15 protein-coding genes are annotated in these 18,078 nt (G+C 66.1%); 9 read left to right on the top strand and 6 right to left on the bottom strand.

Annotated elements, in window-relative coordinates:
- Window positions 1-103: 103 nt before the first annotated feature.
- A complete protein-coding gene (locus BMZ43_RS21115) occupies window positions 104-481 on the bottom strand; it encodes a hypothetical protein (RefSeq protein WP_093256324.1) in 378 nt (125 codons plus the stop codon).
- 270 nt (window positions 482-751) lie between these two features.
- Here BMZ43_RS21115 and BMZ43_RS21110 point away from each other — a divergent pair, with 270 nt between their 5' ends.
- The 8 genes from BMZ43_RS21110 to copD all read left to right on the top strand — a co-directional run bounded on the left by BMZ43_RS21110 (window position 752) and on the right by copD (window position 9,016).
- Complete coding sequence (locus tag BMZ43_RS21110) at window positions 752-1,549, top strand: outer membrane protein OmpK (RefSeq protein WP_068383331.1); 798 nt, start codon at window positions 752-754, stop codon at window positions 1,547-1,549.
- A 69-nt stretch (window positions 1,550-1,618) separates the two neighbouring features.
- A complete protein-coding gene (locus BMZ43_RS21105) occupies window positions 1,619-2,995 on the top strand; it encodes a nucleobase:cation symporter-2 family protein (RefSeq protein ID WP_093256322.1) in 1,377 nt (458 codons plus the stop codon).
- 70 nt (window positions 2,996-3,065) lie between these two features.
- On the top strand, window positions 3,066-3,722 hold the full coding sequence (locus BMZ43_RS21100) for a TetR/AcrR family transcriptional regulator (protein WP_093256320.1): 657 nt from the start codon (window positions 3,066-3,068) through the stop codon (window positions 3,720-3,722).
- Window positions 3,719-4,303, top strand: a complete 585-nt coding sequence (locus tag BMZ43_RS21095) for an IMPACT family protein (RefSeq protein ID WP_093256317.1) — start codon at window positions 3,719-3,721, stop codon at window positions 4,301-4,303. The genes BMZ43_RS21100 and BMZ43_RS21095 overlap by 4 nt, the downstream gene beginning before the upstream one ends.
- Before the next feature lie 195 nt (window positions 4,304-4,498).
- A complete protein-coding gene (locus tag BMZ43_RS21090; protein ID WP_017640661.1) occupies window positions 4,499-5,710 on the top strand; it encodes an ammonium transporter in 1,212 nt (403 codons plus the stop codon).
- Between the two features lie 211 nt (window positions 5,711-5,921).
- The gene (locus tag BMZ43_RS21085; RefSeq protein ID WP_093256315.1) at window positions 5,922-7,712 is read left to right on the top strand and encodes a SulP family inorganic anion transporter; all 1,791 of its coding nucleotides are present in this window, start codon (window positions 5,922-5,924) and stop codon (window positions 7,710-7,712) included.
- A 33-nt stretch (window positions 7,713-7,745) separates the two neighbouring features.
- Window positions 7,746-8,117: a copper homeostasis periplasmic binding protein CopC gene (gene copC, locus BMZ43_RS21080; RefSeq protein ID WP_093256313.1), complete on the top strand. Its 372-nt coding sequence runs from the start codon at window positions 7,746-7,748 to the stop codon at window positions 8,115-8,117.
- Window positions 8,118-8,119: 2 nt separating this feature from the next.
- On the top strand, window positions 8,120-9,016 hold the full coding sequence (copD, locus tag BMZ43_RS21075) for a copper homeostasis membrane protein CopD (RefSeq protein ID WP_093256310.1): 897 nt from the start codon (window positions 8,120-8,122) through the stop codon (window positions 9,014-9,016).
- 34 nt (window positions 9,017-9,050) lie between these two features.
- Here the strand turns inward: copD and BMZ43_RS21070 are convergent, their stop codons facing one another.
- The 4 genes from BMZ43_RS21070 to BMZ43_RS21055 form a co-directional block, all read right to left on the bottom strand.
- Window positions 9,051-9,656 (bottom strand): outer membrane protein, encoded by a 606-nt coding sequence (locus BMZ43_RS21070; RefSeq protein ID WP_093256303.1) that lies wholly within the window; start codon window positions 9,654-9,656, stop codon window positions 9,051-9,053.
- A 166-nt stretch (window positions 9,657-9,822) separates the two neighbouring features.
- Entirely contained in the window at window positions 9,823-10,833 is a 1,011-nt protein-coding gene (locus tag BMZ43_RS21065) for a class 1 fructose-bisphosphatase (RefSeq protein WP_007162011.1), read from the bottom strand.
- A 164-nt stretch (window positions 10,834-10,997) separates the two neighbouring features.
- Window positions 10,998-13,094, bottom strand: a complete 2,097-nt coding sequence (gene glgX, locus BMZ43_RS21060; protein WP_093256301.1) for a glycogen debranching protein GlgX — start codon at window positions 13,092-13,094, stop codon at window positions 10,998-11,000.
- Window positions 13,095-13,296: 202 nt separating this feature from the next.
- Complete coding sequence (locus BMZ43_RS21055) at window positions 13,297-15,738, bottom strand: glycogen/starch/alpha-glucan phosphorylase (protein WP_017640667.1); 2,442 nt, start codon at window positions 15,736-15,738, stop codon at window positions 13,297-13,299.
- Window positions 15,739-15,912: 174 nt separating this feature from the next.
- Here BMZ43_RS21055 and BMZ43_RS21050 point away from each other — a divergent pair, with 174 nt between their 5' ends.
- Window positions 15,913-16,659: an SDR family oxidoreductase gene (locus BMZ43_RS21050; RefSeq protein WP_017640668.1), complete on the top strand. Its 747-nt coding sequence runs from the start codon at window positions 15,913-15,915 to the stop codon at window positions 16,657-16,659.
- Window positions 16,660-16,662: 3 nt separating this feature from the next.
- Here the strand turns inward: BMZ43_RS21050 and BMZ43_RS21045 are convergent, their stop codons facing one another.
- A complete protein-coding gene (locus BMZ43_RS21045) occupies window positions 16,663-18,018 on the bottom strand; it encodes a chloride channel protein (protein ID WP_093256298.1) in 1,356 nt (451 codons plus the stop codon).
- Window positions 18,019-18,078 lie beyond the last annotated feature (60 nt).

Genomic DNA, 18,078 nt, shown 5'->3' with positions numbered 1-18,078 from the left:
AGACCTAAGTGCTTGATTTTCAAGCCGCTTCAGCGTCTGCGCCGGAAGTGGGGCGCATTATAGGCGACTTCTGGAGGGCGTCAACAGGTTATTTCAAGAAACTTCAATAAAGTGGGATGGGCGCCAGGCGATAACCCGCTTCGGTCGCGATGATCCGGTACTGCTTGATCTCGCCAGGCGTCAGCAAAATGGACTGGGAGATGCTGCTCGCCATGGGTGCTGCACAACCGCCCGGACCAGAAGAGGTAAGACTCACGGCGATTTCGCCAGCTGGCAGATTGAAGGAAGCACTCTGACCCGCCATGAGGGTGCCGGCCAGTCGCCCCTGGATCACCAGACCTATATCGCATCCGGACCCTGAGTAGGCGTCGCCGCGGGTGATCATGAGGACGCCCGGCTGCCCTGTTCCGCCCTGGGGGACCTGAGCCGAGGCGAAAGAGCTGCAGAGCAAGGCCGTCAGCACACCGATAAGCAACTTCATGACTATCTCCTGCGGGGTCGCCAAGCACCTTAGCACTGCGCAGCCTGCCGTGCGCTGTTTCGCAGCAGGACCGCTTCAGGCGCCGCTTCAGGGCACGAAAACTGAGCAAGCAGTCAGGTTTGGTGCCAGGCCAGGCATCTGAAATTTTCCAGAATCCTTATACAAGGCGTTGAAAAATAACTATTTTCGCCCGCCCACCGGAGCTTGGCGTCGATCTTGCTGAGCACGGCGAACGCTGCACATAACGAGAAAGCACTTCCAGGAGCCTACATGCGCAAGACCCTAACCACCGCGCTGCTGACCACGAGCCTGATTACAGCCGGTGTAGCCAACGCCGCAGACAGTCCACTGCTATGGCACGGTGAAAGCCTCACCTATCTATATGGCAAGGATTTCCGGGTCGATCCCCGTATCCAGCAGACCGTCACCTTCGAGCATGCCAGCAGTTGGATCTGGGGCGATCTCTTCCTCTTCGTCGACAGCATCTGGTTCAACGGCGCGACCAATGCCAGCGACGGCCATCAAGGCTTCTATGGCGAACTCAGTCCACGACTGTCCTTTGGCAAGCTGTCCGGCCGGGATCTTTCCTTTGGCCCGGTCACCGATGTGCTGCTCGCCACCACACTGGAATACGACCAGAACGATGGCGAGGGCGCCGGCCGTGATCAGCGCAACTACCTGGTCGGTCCGGGTTTCGACCTCAAGGTGCCGGGCTTCGACTACTTCCAGCTGAATCTCTATTACCGCAAGCCGGATGGCGGCAGTGCGCCTTCGGGTGCCTGGCAGCTCACGCCGGTATGGGCCTACACCCTGCCCCTGGGCAATTCGGATCTGCTCATCGATGGCTACATGGACTGGGTGATGAACAACAAGGGTAGCTACCACGCCAACCTGCACTTCAATCCACAGGTCAAGTACGACCTGGGCAAGGCCATGGGGTACGAAGCCAAGCACCTTTATGTGGGTACCGAGTATGACTACTGGTCGGACAAGTACGGCATCAAGGACAGCGAGGGATTCCGTACCGACCAGAGCGTTTTCAGCTTCCTGGTGAAGTATCAGTTCTAGTCCGGCCAGACCCACTTGCGGCGCTGCGGTCGCTTTCCAGGCCAGCAGCGCCGCCGCGAGGTAATCACCATGACCAGTCCCGTCCGCGATGATCTGCTCTATGGCCTGGACGAACGTCCGGCCCCGTTCGCTGCCTTTTGCGCTGCCCTGCAGCACGTCCTGGCGAGCTTCGTGGGGATCGTTACTCCACCGCTGATCATTGCCGGGGCTCTGGGTCTGCACGAGCACCTGCCCTACCTGATCAGCATGGGGCTGATGGTATCGGGCGTCGGCACCTTTCTGCAGGCCCGCGGTGCCGGTGGGCTGGGGGCGGGCATGATCTGCCTGCAGGGCACCAGTTTCTCCTTTCTGTCCGCGGTGCTGGCAGCTGGGATGCTGGTCAAGCAGCGCGGCGGGACACCGGAGGACATCCTGGCGATGATCTTTGGCGTCTGCTTCTTTGGCGCCTTCGTGCAGATCGGCCTGAGTCGCTGCCTGGGCCTGTTGCGCCGGGTGATCACGCCACTGGTGACCGGCATCGTCATCACCCTCATCGGCATCAGCCTGATCAGGGTGGGCGTCACCGATCTCGGCGGGGGCGCCAAGGCCACCAACTTTGGCGCGCCGATCAACCTGGCCCTCGGCGGCCTGGTCCTGGTGGTCATCATCGGCCTGAACCTGTCGCGGCGACCCTGGTTGCGGCTGTCGGCGGTGATGATCGGCCTGCTGGTGGGCTCCCTCGCCGCCTGGACCTGCGGCCTGTTGAAACCTCAGCCGCTGCCGGACCTGCCTCTGGTCAGCGTCCCCCTCCCCTTCCATTTCGGCTTCGCCTTCGACTGGTCGGCCTTCCTACCGGTCGCGCTCATCTATCTGATCAGCACCCTGGAGACCACCGGCGACCTGACCGCCAACTGCCTGATCTCGCGGCAGCCCATCGAAGGCCCCGGCTATCTGCGACGGTTGCGGGGCGGGGTCCTGGGTGATGGCGTCGCCTGCCTGCTCGCCGCCACCTTCAATACCTTTCCCAGCACCACCTTCGCGCAGAACAACGGGGTGATCCAGCTGACCGGCGTGGCCAGCCGCCATGTCGGCTACTGGATAGGCGCCATCCTGCTGGCGCTGGGCCTGTTCCCCGTGCTGGGCGCCATCCTGCAGCAGATTCCCAAGCCGGTGCTGGGCGGTGCGACCCTGGTGCTGTTCGGCAGTGTCGCCGCGGCTGGGATACGGCTGCTGGCGCACTGCACCCTGGATCGCCGCAGCCTGCTGATCATCGCCACCTCCCTTGGCGTGGGTCTCGGTATCGCCAGCCAGCCGACGCTGCTGGATCAACTGCCGCCACTGGTGAAGAATCTCTTCGACACCGCGATCACCAGCGGCGGCATCACCGCCATCCTGCTCAACCTGTTGCTGCCCGAGGAGCGCCGCGCCGCGGTGACGGAATGCAGCTCGCCAGCGCCACACCGGTAAAAGAGCCCTTGTGCCCAGGGCGGCGGGTACGCTATTGATGCCTGCCGCGCCTTTGGATCCTGCAGTTGTCATGACCCCTCTCGTACCCGCCCATCACGCCGGCCAGGACAAGCCGGCCGGACGCATCCGGCAGAAGAATGAGGAGTCGATCCTGAGCGCGGCGGAGGAGGAGTTCGCCCGCCATGGCTTCAAGGGCACCAGCATGAACACCATCGCGCAACGCGTCGGGCTGCCCAAGGCCAATCTCCATTACTACTTCAACAACAAGCTCGGCCTCTATATGGCGGTGCTGGGCAACATCCTCGAACTCTGGGACAGCACCTTCAACCACCTGACCGTGGAAGACGACCCCGCCGAGGCCCTGAGCCGCTATATCCGCGCCAAGCTGGAGTTTTCGCGCCGTCAACCACTGGCCTCGCGGATCTTCGCCATGGAGATCATCGGCGGCGGTCACTGCCTGTACGAGTATTTCGATCAGGACTACCAGACCTGGTTTCGCAGCCGGGCGGCGGTGTTCGAGGCCTGGATCGCGGCCGGCAAGCTGGATCCGGTGGATCCGGTCCATCTGATCTTCCTGCTGTGGAGCAGCACCCAGCACTATGCCGATTTCGCCAGCCAGATCTGCCAGGTGACCGGTCGCACCCGTCTGACCCGGCAGGATTTCGACGAGGCGGCGCAGACCCTGACCCATGTCATCCTCAAGGGACTGGGTCTCCAGGCACAATGACCTCTACCCTGATCCAGGATGCCGCCTTCGAAGAAGAGGTGCGCAAGAGTCGTTTCCTCGCCCTCGCCGCACCCGTCACCACGGTCGAGGCGGCCATGGCTTTCATCGAGCGCGTGAGCGTGCCGACCGCGACCCACAATTGCTGGGCCTGGAAGCTCGGCAATCAATACCGCTTCAATGACGACGGCGAGCCCGGCGGCACGGCGGGCCGGCCCATCCTGGCCGCCATCGAGGGGCAGGATTGCGACCAGGTGGTGGTGGTGGTCATCCGCTGGTACGGCGGCATCAAGCTGGGTACCGGTGGCCTGGTACGCGCCTATGGCGGTTGCGCCGCCCGTTGCCTGCAGCAGGCGGCCAAGCAGCCGCTGGTGGTGCGGCAGGATTATGGCTTCGCCTGTACCTATGCGGAATGGCCGCTGATCAAGGCCCGCTTGGCGGGCCTGGCGGTGCTGGTGCTCGAAGAGGATTACCAGGCGCTGGAAATCGCCCTGCGGATTGCCGTGGAGCCGCAACGGCGCGACGAGGTGGCGACCCTGCTGAGCAACCTGAGCAGCGGCCGCATCGTCCTGCGCGCGCTTTAGCGGCACGACCTTTGCTGTCTGGTGGTGCACGCCCTTCCGATTCGCACCGCCCTGGCGCATCCCTGCGCCAATCCGCTGTTGCGCTCTGTCTGGCGGCAAGACTGAACCTGCCGAGAGCTGCCAGGCGCCCCAAAAACGCGCATCAGACAGCCGCCAGGCATGTTTTTGGTGCAACCCTTTGCGACGACTGCCCTGATGAACGAATTGCCTTCTGCCGTGGCGACCCTGGTCCACAGTGCCAATACCCTGTTCCTGCTGCTGGGCGCCGTGATGGTGCTGGCCATGCACGCCGGTTTCGCCTTTCTCGAAGCCGGCACCGTGCGGCACAAGAACCAGGTGAACGCCCTGTCCAAGATCCTCGCCGACTTCGCCATTTCCACCCTGGTGTACTTCTTCGTTGGCTACTGGATCGCCTATGGCGTGACTTTTTTCGCCCCCGCCCAGGTGCTGACCGCCGACAGCGGCTACGGACTGGTGAAGTTCTTTTTCCTGGCGACCTTCGCCGCGGCCATTCCGGCGATCATCTCGGGCGGCATCGCCGAACGGGCGCGCTTCGTGCCACAGCTCTGCGCCACCGCGCTGATCGTGGCCTTCGTCTATCCGTTTTTCGAAGGCCTGATGTGGAACAACAATCTCGGCCTGCAGGATAGGTTCGAAGCGCTGTTCGGTGCGCGCTTCCATGATTTCGCCGGCTCCGTGGTGGTGCACGCCATGGGCGGCTGGCTGGCGCTGGCAGCGGTGATGCTGCTGGGCCCCCGTCAGGGTCGCTATCGCGAAGGTCGGCTGGTGGCCTTTCCGCCGTCGAACATTCCCTTCCTGGCGCTGGGCTCCTGGATCCTGATCGTCGGCTGGTTCGGCTTCAACGTGATGAGCGCCCAGAGCCTGGCCGGCGTCAGTGGCCTGGTGGCCCTGAATTCGCTGATGGCCATGGTCGGCGGGACGGCTGCTGCCCTGCTCCTGGGACGCAACGATCCCGGCTTCCTGCACAATGGCCCCCTGGCGGGCCTGGTCGCCATCTGCGCGGGCTCCGATCTCATGCATCCCATCGCGGCGCTGGGGACCGGCCTGGTGGCGGGAGCCCTGTTCGTCTGGGCCTTCACCGCGGTGCAGACACGCTGGAAGCTGGACGATGTCCTGGGGGTCTGGCCGCTGCACGGCCTCTGCGGCGCCTGGGGCGGCATCGCCTGCGGCCTGTTCGGCCAGACCGCGCTCGGCGGTCTGGGTGGGGTGAGTCTGCTGGCGCAGCTGGCCGGCACCGGGTTGGGCATTGTCGTCGCCCTGCTCGGTGGCCTGGCGGTGTACGGGCTGCTCAAGGCGGTGCTGGGTCTGCGTCTGAGTCAGGAAGAGGAATACCAGGGCGCCGACCTGTCGATCCATCGCATCGCCGCCAACAGTCACGACGGCTAGCCGCCCAGGTTACCCACAGGGACCGTGCACAGTGATGTGGATAACCCGTGCATGAAGTCATGAGAACGCCACAGGGACCGGTCTGGCGGCGACTGGTGAAGAAATGAACACACAGCCAGTGTCGTGGCAGAGACCGGAGACGGCGGGACTCAGGTAGCCCACTGGCGAGCGGAGTCGGTAGAGTAGGCGACCCTTTCCCCAGGAGCGCTCCATGCCCGCCCTTTCGACCCTGCTGCCCTGGCTGCGCGAGGTGGACCGCACCACCCTGAAGGCGGATCTGGGTGCGGGTCTCCTGGGCGCGGTGCTGGCGCTGCCCCAGGGCGTGGCCTTCGCCACCCTGGCCGGACTGCCACCGCAATATGGCGTCTATGGTGCCGTGGTGCCCTGCATCGTCGCTGCCCTGGCGGGCTCCAGTCGCCATGTGGTGACCGGTCCGACCAACGCCAACTCCCTAGCCCTGCTGGCAGCGCTGTCACCGCTGGCGCTAGCCGGCTCTGGTCCCTATATCGATCTGGCCCTGGCGGTGACCCTGCTGGTCGGCCTGCTGCAATTGACGGTGGGTGCCCTACGCCTCGGCGCGGTGGCCAACTTCATCTCGCCCTCGGTGCTGCTCGGCTTCATGAGTGGCGCCGCCGTGCTCATTGGGCTCTATTCGCTCAAGGACCTGTTCGGGCTGTCGCCGCCGCTGGGTACCTCGGCCTTTGGCGTCCTCGGCTATGTGCTCGCCCATCCCCTGGCGATCCACTGGCCCTCGCTGGTCATCGGCATGGTGACCCTGGTCGCCACCCTGCTGCTGCGCCGGCTGCGCCCGCGCTGGCCGACCATGCTGCTGGGCCTGCTGGCTGGTTGCCTGAGCGCCTGGATCCTGGAGCGTAGCGTGGCGGGTGCGGCCCAGGGGATCGCTACGGTCGGACGGATCCCCTCGGCGCTGCCGCCCTTCCATCTGCCCGACGTCACCCTGCAGGATCTGGGCAATCTCTCCGGGATCGCTGTAGCCCTGACCCTGGTAGCCCTCGGGCAGTCGCTGTCGATCGCCAAGGCGGTGGCCCAGCGCTCCGGGCAGCGGCTGGACGTCAATCGCGAATTCCGTGGCCAGGGCCTGGCCAACCTGGTGGGCGGCTGCTTTTCGGCCTATGTGTCCTGCGGCTCGCTGAATCGCTCCATGCCCAATTTCGAAGCTGGGGCCCGTACGCCGATGGCGGCGGTGTTCGCCGCCCTGCTGGTGGTGGCCCTGGTGACCTTCGGAGGTGCCCTGATCGCTGCCATTCCGCTGGCGGCCATCGCCGCCACCCTGCTGCTGGTGGCGCGCGGCCTGCTGGACCTGGGTCGCTGGCGCGAGGTGCTGAAGGTCAGCCGTACCGAGGCGCTGGTGGCCGGGGTGACCTTTCTGGCGACCCTGACCATTCCGCTGGACCGCGCCGTGCTGCTGGGCACCCTGGTGTCCCTGGTGGCCTACCTCTATCGCACCTCGCACCCGGCGATCCGCCCGCTGGTACCGGACCCCCGCACCCCCGAGCGTCGTTTCACCCCGTTGGACGAACTGGGCCAGCCGGCGCAGGAGTGTCCGCAACTCAAGCTGGTGCGGGTGGAAGGCTCGGTGTTCTTTGGCGCCGTGCCCCATGTGGGCGATCAGTTGGACGGCTTTCGCAGCGCCCAACCCGGCCAGAAGCATGCGCTGTTTATGACCAAGAGCATGAATTTCATCGATTTGGCCGGTAACGACCTGTGGCGGCGCGAATGGCGCGAGCGCCGGGCCCAGGGCGGCGATCTCTATTTCCATCGCCCGCGCACGCCGGTGCTGCAGCTGTTCGCCAAGACCGAGTTTCTCAAGGAGCTGGGCGAAGGCCATATCTTCTCGTCCAAGGATCAGGCCTTGCGCAGCATCTATCCGCGGCTGGATCCGGAAGTCTGCCGCAGCTGCACCGCGCGGACCTTCGTCGAGTGCGCGGCGCGCGCGGCGGAGCAGGCGCCAGGCGCGGACGCTGCCCGAACGGACTGCTAAGCTGGCGGTTTCCTTCTGCTGCTGGAGATCTCCATGACCGCTGTCCTGCGTCTCGCTCGCCGCCTCGCCCTGACCACTCTGCTGTTGCCGGGGCTGGCCCTGGCCCACGGCCATCTCAAGAGCGCCGAGCCCGCGCCCGACAGCACCAGCCCGGCACCGAAGCAACTGAGTCTGAGCTTTTCCGAGGGGATCGAAGCTTCCATGAGTCAGGTGCAGCTGCAACGGCTGGATGGTCAGGCCGGCACGGCGATCACCACCGGCAAGGTCATTTCCGGCCGCGACGAACGCACCCTGGACGTCCCTCTGGAGGCGCCGCTGGAACCGGGTCGCTACCAGGTGAAATGGCGGGTGCTGGCCAAGGACGGGCACAAGACCCAGGGCGACTACCGCTTCACCGTCCAGTAAGGATGGACGGCACACTGGCGACGCCCGATGCCTGGCGTCCCCTCGCCCGTATCCTCTTCCTGCTGCCGCTGCTGCTGACCTGGGGCTATCTGGCGCTGGCACTCTGGCTGGGTCGACCCGCATTGCGTCTCTGGCTGCTGGAACGGGCACGGTCCACCGCCCGCCTGCTGGGTGCACTACTGCTGCTCGGGGTGCTGAGCCTGTTGCCGCTGCAGGCAGCGCTGGTGGGGGATGGCTGGGCGGATGCCTTCAACCTGCCCCTGTGGCAACTCTATCTGGGCACGGCGGCCGGCCACGGCTGGCGCTGGCAACTGCCGCTGGGCCTGTTGCTGGCCCTGTGGCTGTTGGTGGGGCCCGGGGTCCGCAGCAACCACTGGCTGTGGGGATTCAGTGGCCTGCTGCTGGCCAGTCTGGCCCTGGGTGGCCATGCCGCCGCGACAGCCGGCTGGCTTGGCGGGGTGCATCAGCTGAATCAGGCGCTGCATCTACTGACCACGGGGCTCTGGCTGGGCAGCCTGCCCGGGGTGCTGCTGTGCCTGGGACGGCCACCGGCCAATCTGAGGGATGACGCCCAGCAGCTGCTGCGCAGCTACTCCCTGCCCGGGCAGATCAGCGTGGCGCTGGCGCTGCTCAGCGGTGCCTTCAACAGCCTGCTGATCCTCGGACCGGACGGCCTGCTGCGTTTGACGCCCTACTCCGCTCTACTGTTGGCCAAGGTACTGGTGGTGGTGACGATGGTCGCCCTGGCCCTGGCCAATCGTTACCTGCTGGTGCCGCGATTGGGACGAGGGCCGCGGGCAGGGCAGCTGCTGCGCCAGGCCACCGCCGTGGAGATTGCCCTGGGGGTGGCTGCCGTGGTGTTGGTAGCGGCCTTCTCCGGCCTGGATCCCTATAGCTGAATACCGGGGCGACCGCTGTCGCCCCGGCCCTGCCTTAGAAGTAGACGTTCATGCCCAGGTAGATTTCCTTGCTGCTGTCGAGCTGGCTCGAACCGAGCTTGGCGCCGTCCTGGTCGATGTCCGGCTTGGCGTTGCTGCGCAGGTAGCGATAGCCGGCTTCCAGGGAGGTGCGGTCGTTGACCTGTTGCAGGATGCCCGCCTGGACCCCGGCCACATAGGCGAGGTCGCTGTCGTGGCCGAAGCTGGAACCGTCCTGGGTGACCCGGGCGACGCCCAGGGTGCCACCGCCGAACAGCTTGGTATTGCGGCCCAGGGGATAGAAGGCATCGTAGCTGCCGGTCAGGTCCTGCTGCTTGAGCCTCAGGCCATCGCTGCTGCCACTGGCCTGGTCGAGGGTGGCGTAGTAGCGACCGGTAGTGTTCTGCTGGCCAAGACGCAGCCCCCAGGTATTGCTGCCGTCGAGGGCACCGTCGGTATCGGGGCTGTTCAAGTTGCGGTCGAGGGCGTGGCTGTTGCTGAAGTTGTCATAGCTCTTGCCATAGGTGAGGCCGGCGAAGTTCTGGGCATCGGCGGCAAACACCTGATGACTGGCCAGGGCCAGCAGGCCGAAGAGGACGACACGGGATTTCAGGGCGTTCATGGTGAAAAGCTCCTCACGCGATTCGAATACAGCCCGACCGGCTGCGCGGCCATCTTTGGCGAAGGCGGATTAGCGCAGGATTAAGGAGGCTGAATCAGAGCTGAACGCTGAGGCAGGACGCAAGCGTGAACCGGACCGCCCGTTGCAGGCGGCCCGGTTTCTGGAATCAACGCTGACGGTGGTACTCGGTCACGCGCTGCACTTCTTCCTTGGAGCCCAGGAACACCGCCACCCGCTGGTGCAGGCCATCGGGCTGGACGTCGAGGATGCGCTGGTGACCGTTGGTGGCGGCACCACCGGCCTGCTCGACCAGCATGGACATGGGGTTGGCCTCGTACATCAGGCGCAGCTTGCCGGGCTTCTCGGGCTCACGGGCATCACGGGGGTACATGAAGATGCCACCGCGGGTAAGGATGCGATGGACGTCGGCCACCATGGAGGCGATCCAGCGCATGTTGTAGTTCTTGCCCAGGGGACCTTCCTTGCCGGCCAGCAGCTCGTCCACATAACGCTTGACCGGGGCTTCCCAGTGGCGCTGGTTGGACATGTTGATGGCGAATTCGGCGGTGGTCTCGGGGATGGTGATGTCTTCGTGGGTCAGCACGAAGCTGCCCAGTTCGCGATCCAGGGTGAAGCCCTTGACGCCGTCACCCAGGGTCAGCACCAGCATGGTCTGGGGACCGTAGATGGCGTAGCCGGCGGCGACCTGCTCGGTGCCCTTCTGCATGAAGGCTTCTTCGGTCACGTCACCGGTGGTGCTGCTGACGAAGTCCTTGCGCAGGATCGAGAAGATGGTACCGACGGAGACGTTGACGTCGATGTTGGACGAGCCGTCCAGCGGGTCGAACATCAGCAGGTAGGCGCCCTTGGGATAGTGACCGGGGATCTGGTGAACCTGGTCCATCTCCTCGGAGGCCATGCCGGCCAGGGTGCCGCCCCACTCGTTGGCTTCCAGCAGGATCTCGTTGGACAGCACGTCCAGCTTCTTCTGCACCTCGCCCTGGACGTTCTCGGTGCCCATGCTGCCGAGCACGCCACCCAGCGCCCCCTTGGACACCTCGTAGCTGATGCGCTTGCACGCCCGGGCCACGACTTCGATGAGGAAGCGCAGGTCGGCCGGGGTCTTGTGGCTGCGGGTCTGCTCGATGAGGTAACGACTGAGGGATATCCGGGACATCGCGGTGCTCCTTGTAATGATGGGCGCGAGTGTAGCGCCAAAGCTCAAGCTCCGTCTCAAGCAGAGCGGACCGTCAGGCCAGGTCTGCCAGCCAGTGCCGATTCCGGGTTTCATCAATGGGGTGATGAGACGCTGGACACCGGCGGCCGACAGGGAACGCACACCTAGGGCGCGTCCGGGGTCTCCACGGCCAGCAGTACGCCTCGACCCGCACGGAGATTTTCGGCGCTGGGGTAGACTGCCGAGTCGGGTTCCAGTTCAGGCTGACGGCTGTCCAGCTGTACCACCCAGTGATGTCCGTCACGTAACGGGGGCAGGCGCAGGTCGATTTCCTCCCGACGTGGCTGGAAGGCCAACCAGATCCGCGCGGCCTGGGCCTGGTCTTCGCCATCGAGGGCTTCCAGGGTGAGGCTCAGCGGCAGGCTGCCGCCGGCCTGCCAGCGCCCGTCTTCCATCGGCGCGCCGTCGCCATCGAGCCATTCGATCCTCACCCAGCCACGGGGATCAGGGCGGCCCAGCAGTCGCTGGGCTTGCAAGGCCGGCAACTGCTGGCGCAGCGCCATGAGGCGACCGACGAAGGCGCTCTGCCGCTGTCCGGCGGGGCTGGCGGCCTGCTGCCAGTCCAGCCAGGACAGTTCGTTGTCCTGTACATAGGCATTGTTGTTGCCCTGCTGGGTGCGGCCGAATTCGTCGCCGGCGGTCAGCATGGGTTCGCCACCGGCGAGGATCAGGGTCGCCAGCAGGGCACGCTGGTCGGCGGCGCGGGCCTCCTGGATGGCCGGATCCTCGCTCGGGCCTTCGACGCCGTTGTTCCAGCTCTTGTTGTCGGTGGTGCCGTCGCGATTCCCTTCGCCGTTGGCTTCGTTGTGCTTCTCGGCGTAGCTGACCAGGTCGGCGAGGGTGAAGCCGTCGTGGGCGGTGATGAAGTTGACGCTGGTGCGCAGCAGGCGATCGCCGGCGCCGAAGAGATCGGCGCTACCGGCCAGGCGGGTGGCCAGGGCGCCACGCAGCCCCTCGTCACCGCGCCAGAAGCGGCGGACGTCGTCGCGGAAGGCGTCGTTCCATTCCTGCCAGGGCGCGCGGAAGGCGCCGACCTGATGCCCACCGGGACCGATGTCCCAGGGTTCGGCCACCAGCCGCACCTGGCGCAACACCGGATCCTGGGCCAGGGCCTGGAGCAGTGGTGCATCGCGATCGAAGCCGCTTTCCAGACGACCGAGCGCGGGCGCCAGGTCGAAGCGGAAGCCATCGACGCCGGCAGCCGTGACCCAATGGCGCAGGCTGTCCAGGGTCAGGCGCAGCGCTGGCGGGCTGTAGAGCGCCAGGCAGTTGCCGCAGCCCATGTCGTTGATATAGCGCGCCGGATCGTCCGGCTGCAGGCGGTAGTAGCCGGCGTTGTCCAGGCCGCGCAGATTGAAGGTGGGGCCCAGTTCGTCACCTTCGCCGGTATGGTTGAAGACCACGTCGAGCAGCACCTCGAAGCCGGCCGCCTGCAGGGTGGCCACCGTCTCACGCAATTCGCCCAGGGCATCAGGCCCGGCCAGGCGTGGATCGACGGCGGCCATGACCACCGGGTTGTAGCCCCAGTAGTTGGCCAGCCCCAGGGCGGGCAGATGGCGATCGTCGGCCCAGGCAGCGATGGGCAGCAGCTCCAGGGTGGTGACGCCGAGGCGCTGCCAGTGTTCGATCAGCGCGGGATGCCGCAGCGCCGCCAGCGTGCCGCGCTGGCGGGCCGGGACCTTCGGATGCAATTTGGTCTGGCCGCGGACGTGCAATTCGTAGATCAACCCGGCATCGCGTCGCTTGGGCGCGGGCGTCAGGGTGTCAACGGGCGGCAGGACGATGGCCTTGGGAACATGGGCGCCGCTGTCGCGCTCGTCCGGGCGGTTGGGGTCTTCGGGGTGGAAGCCATAGGTGCTGGGGTGCAGCTGGAAGGGCTGGTCCGCCGCCAGGGCCCAGGGGTCCACCAGCAGCTTGTGCGCATTGAATCTGAGCCCGTCCTGGGGACGGTAGGCGCCATGGGCGCGCAGGCCATACTTCAGCCCCGGCTTGGCGCCGGGTAGGAAACCATGCCAGACGCCGCCCTCGTGTTCGCGAAAGGCCAGGCGCTGGGTCTCGGCCTCTCCCTTGGCATCGTAGAGGCAGAGGTCGACGGCTTCGGCGGCCGGGGACCAGACGGCGAAGTTGATCCCGCCGTCGACGACGGTGGCGCCGTAATGGGCGGGATTGCCCGCTTCGAGTCGGGTGGAGGTGCGGGGCATGGGGACTCCGGTGACAGGCGTGTGGGGCGGATGCTGCAAGGATGTAGACGTCGTGTAAGGCGGGGGTTCTCCATGGGGGGGTAGGTGATCGCAGCCATGGCGGTCTGCCGAGACGGCCGCTCCGCTCTATGATCGCGGCCATGGGCCGCTCCTACGGATGCCCTGTAGGAGCGGCCCATGGCCGCGATAGACCCTATAACGACTACAGCGCCCTCCAGATCTCCGTGGCGTATTCGCGGATGGTGCGGTCGGAGGAGAACCAGCCCATGCTGGAGGTGTTGATCACCGCCGATTGCCACCACTTGTCCGGCTGCTGCCAGCGGGTCTCGACCTGGCGCTGGGCGTCCCAGTAGGCGTCGAAGTCGGCGCACACCAGGAAGCGATCGTGCCAGGTCAGGACGTCGAGCAGGCTGTTGTAGCGCGCCGGCTCGTCGGGCGAGAACTGGCCGGCGCGCAAACCAGACAGCACCTGCGCCAGGCGCGGCGAATTCTCGATGATGTCAGAGGAGATGCCACCGCTGCGCTGGCGCTCCTCCACCTCGGCCGCCTTGAGACCGAAAATGAACATGTGTTCTTCCCCGATCAGCTCGCACATCTCCACGTTGGCGCCGTCCAGGGTGCCGATGGTGAGAGCGCCATTGAGGCCGAACTTCATGTTGCTGGTGCCCGAGGCCTCCATGCCGGCGGTGGAGATCTGCTCGGACAGGTCCGCCGCCGGGATGATGACCTCGGCGAGACTGACATTGTAGTTGGGTAGGAAGACCACCTTGAGCAGATCGCGGGTCAGGGGATCGTTGTTGACCACCTTGGCCACGTCATTGGCCAGCTTGATGATCAGCTTGGCCTGGTGATAGCTGGCCGCGGCCTTGCCGGCGAAGATCTTGACCCGGGGCGTCCAGTCGCCGTTGGGGTTGTCGCGGATGGCCTGGTAGAGGGCGATGGTCTGCAGCAGATTCATGAGCTGCCGCTTGTACTCGTGGATGCGCTTGATCTGGACATCGAACAGCGCGCCGGGATCGAGATCTATCTCCAGCCGCTGCTTCACCAGACTGGTGAAGGTGTCCTTGTTGCGCTGGCGCTGCAGGGCGAAGCGCTCGCGGAAGTTGGCGTCATTGGCATAGGGCTTGAGCTGCGGCAGGGTCTTCTCGGGGTCGTGCAGCACACCCTGGCCGAGGGTATCCACCAGCAGGTCGGTGAGCGCCGGATTGGCCTGGTGCAACCAGCGGCGGAAGGTGATGCCATTGGTCTTGTTGTTGATGCGATCCGGATAGAGGCGGTGCAGCGAGCGGAAAACCGTCTTGCGCATCAGGTCGGTGTGCAACCCCGAGACGCCATTGATGCTGTGGGAACCGAGGAAGGCGAGGTTGCCCATGCGCACCCGGCGACCCTGGCTTTCGTCGATCAGGGAGACATAGGAGATCATGGCGCCATCGGTTTCGCCGCGGGCGCGCAGGGAGTCGAGGAACTGCGCGTTGATCAGGTAGATGATCTGCATGTGGCGCGGCAGCAGGCGCTCCATCAGCTGCACCGGCCAGGTCTCCAGGGCCTCGGGCAGGAGGGTGTGATTGGTGTAGCTGAGGGTGCCGACGGTGGTGCTCCAGGCGGCGTCCCAGGGAATGCCGTGGATGTCCACCAGGAGTCGCATCAGCTCGGCCACGGCGATGGCCGGGTGGGTGTCGTTGAGCTGGATGGACACGTGCTCGGGCAGGCTGAGCAGGTCGTTGTGCTGCTTGAGGTGGCGGCGGGTCAGGTCGGCCAGGGAGGCGGCGACGAAGAAATACTCCTGGCGCAGGCGCAGTTCCTGGCCGGCTTCGCTGCTGTCGGCCGGATAGAGCACCCGCGAGATGCTCTCGGCGCGGGCCTCGTTGGCCACGGCGCCGACATGGTCGCCGGCGTTGAAGGTTTCCAGGTGGAGGATCTCCAGCGGTCGGGCGCGCCAGAGTCTCAGGGTATTGGCGCCCTCCCCGCCCCAACCGATCACCGGGGTGTCGTAGGCCACCGCGCGGATGCGCTCGCCGGGCGTCCACACCTGGCGCCGCGGATCACCTTCGCCATAGGGGGCGACATGGCCGCCAAAGCCGATCTCGTACACCACTTCGGCGCGTTCGAATTCCCAGGGGTTGCCGAAATCCAGCCAGTTTTCCGGCTGCTCCAGCTGGAAGCCATCGGCGATCACCTGGCGGAACAGCCCGTGTTCATAGCGGATGCCGTAGCCATGGCTGGCGATGCCCAGGGTAGCCATGCTCTCCATGAAGCAGGCGGCCAGGCGACCCAGGCCGCCGTTGCCCAGGGCGGCGTCCGGCTCCAGCCCGCGAATGCGTTCCAGATCGACGCCCAGGTCGGCCAGGGCGCGGCGAGTCTCTTCGAGGATGCCGAGGTTGGACAGGCTGTCGATCAGCAGCCGACCGATGAGGAATTCCAGGGACAGGTAGTAAACCCGCTTTTGGCCGGTGCGATAGGCATCGCGGGTGCGACTCATCCAGCGGTCGACGATGTAGTCCCGGGCGGCCAGGGCAGTGGCCTGGAACCAGTCGTGATCGAGGGCGTTGTCGGGATCCTTGCCGACGGCGTAGGTGAGCTTGGAGAGGATGTTGGTACGGAGCGCGGAAACTTCGTTGGGCGAGATGAAGCGGGGTCTCGTCATCAGGATTGACCTCTGCAAGCGCTTAGGAATCAGATCGCGAAGTGGCCGCGGATAATGCGGCGCGTGCCGTTCGCCTTACTTTTAGGCGAAACGAAGGGGACGTCCAAGCATTTTTTCGACCCATCAGACGGTTAGACGTTACCCCTCCCTTCTCTCTGGACCGAGGTTTCCATCATGCGCAAGACCCTGCTCATCACCGGCGCGAGTCGCGGTATCGGCCGTGCCACGGCCCTCAGCGCCGCCGCCCGCGGCTGGAATGTCGCCTTCAACTATCGCCAGGACGAAGCCGCGGCCCAGGCCACCCTGGCCGAGATCGAAGCCCTGGGCGCGGAAGGGTTGGCCGTGCGCGCCGACGTCGCCGATGAAGCCGAGGTGGTGGCACTGTTCGAGCGCACGGTGGCGCGCTTCGGCGGGCTGGACGGCTTCGTCAACAACGCCGGCATCGTCGACCGCTCGCAGCCGCTGGTGGAGATGAGCGCCGAGCGCTTGCGACGGATGTTCGAGGTCAACGTCTACGGCGCCTTTCTCTGCGCCCGCGAAGCGGCCCGTCACCTGTCCCGCGAACGGGGCGGCCGCGGCGGTGCCATCGTCAACGTCTCGTCCATCGCCGCACGGCTGGGCTCGCCCAACGAATATGTCGACTACGCCGCCAGCAAGGCGGCATTGGACACCCTGACCCTGGGCCTGGCCAAGGAACTCGGCCCGCACGGGGTGCGGGTCAATGCGGTGCGGCCAGGTGTGACCCTCACCGACATCCACGCCAGCGGTGGCCAACCGGGGCGCGCCGAGCGCCTGGGCGTGACCACTCCGCTGGGACGTGCGGGCGAGGCCGAGGAGATCGCTGCCGGTATCCTCTGGCTGCTGTCGGACGAGGCCTCCTACACCACCGGCGCGCTGCTGGACATCGGTGGTGGGCGCTAGGGCCTAGTTCCGCCGGGGGGTAAGGGCATTGAGCACCTGCTGCGACAGCGCATGGTAGAGCGGCACCGGCATCAGCCAGCCGGAGACGGCAGCGGCCAGCAGGCAGGCCGCCAGCACCGGCAACGCCATGTCCGGGCTGTGGGCCAGCTCCAGGGTGATGACCGTGGCGGTCAGCGGGGTGCGGGTGACCCCGGCCAGGTAGGCGGCCAGCCCCAGCAGGGCGCACTGGGGCAGACTCATGCCCGGCAGCCAATCGACCAGCCAGGGCCCCAGGGCCGCACCGACCGCCAGGGAGGGCGAGAACAGACCGCCCGGCACCCCGGCGAGGTAGGAAACGACGTTGGCGAGGAATTTCCACAGCAGGAAGTCGCCCCCGGTCACGGGTTCGCCGGCCAGGATGGCGTGGGTTTCGGCGTAGCCGGTGCCGAACACATGCTGACCGGAGATCAACCCCAGGGCCGCCAGCACCAGTCCACAAGCGGCGGCGAAAGCCACCGGACGCCGCCCGCGCAGGGCGTTCAGGCGCCCCAGCCAGCCCCGGTCGGTGGGCAGCACCAGCCGGCCGTAACAGCCCCCCAGCAAGCCGCCGACGACGCCGATCACCGCCACGCCGATCCAGCCCAGCCCCCAGGTCAGGTGCAGGTCCAGGGCACCAAGATAGCTGTAGGGTCCGACGATGCCCAGGGTGACGATGCCGCCGAGCAGTACGGCGGTGAGCACCAGGCCGCTGAAGCGCTGCTCGAAGGTGTGAGTCAACTCCTCGATGGCGAAGACCACCCCGCCTAGGGGCGTGTTGAAGGCCGCGGCAATTCCGGCGGCACCACCAGCGAGGATGAGTCCGGACAGGGTTCGGCGCCCGTGCAACCCGAGGCGCTTGCCGAAGCCATAGAGCAGGGCCGCGCCGACATGCACGGTGGGCCCTTCACGCCCCACCGAGCCACCTACCAGCAGGGCACCGGCAGTGAGCAGCAGCTTGGCGAGGGCGATGGGCGGCGCGAGCAGGCGCGCGCGTAGGTCCGCTTCGGGTCGTTCGAGGGTAGCGATGACCTGGGGAATGCCGCTGCCGCGGGCATCGCGCAGCGCACCTTGCGTCAGCCAGACCAGCAACGCAAAACCCAGGGGCGTCACCAGCCAAGGCCAGATCGCACTGTGCTGCAGCATCTTCTGAAAGAGGCCGAAGGAGGCATCGGCCAGCCAGGCGAAGGCCAGACCGGCCAGACCCACCAGCACCGCGCCGACCCAGAAGGCGATGCGCTGGCGCCACTCGCGCAGCCGACGGCGCCGGCGATGGCGCAGCAGATGCAGCCGACGGCGGGCGGCGACTTCGGGATCGGTATCGGGAAAGACGGGATCGGACATGGACAAGGGGCCACCAAGAGGCAGGAGCCTCCCAGTGTAACCTCTTGTTACAGCGCTGTT

Origin of the sequence: Pseudomonas sp. Snoq117.2, from assembly GCF_900110545.1 — a bacterium.
GTDB classification, from domain to species: Bacteria; Pseudomonadota; Gammaproteobacteria; order Pseudomonadales; family Pseudomonadaceae; genus Chryseomonas; species Chryseomonas benzopyrenica.
Note: the sequence above shows the minus strand (reverse complement) of the source record. Positions and strands in the feature narration are given on the sequence as shown.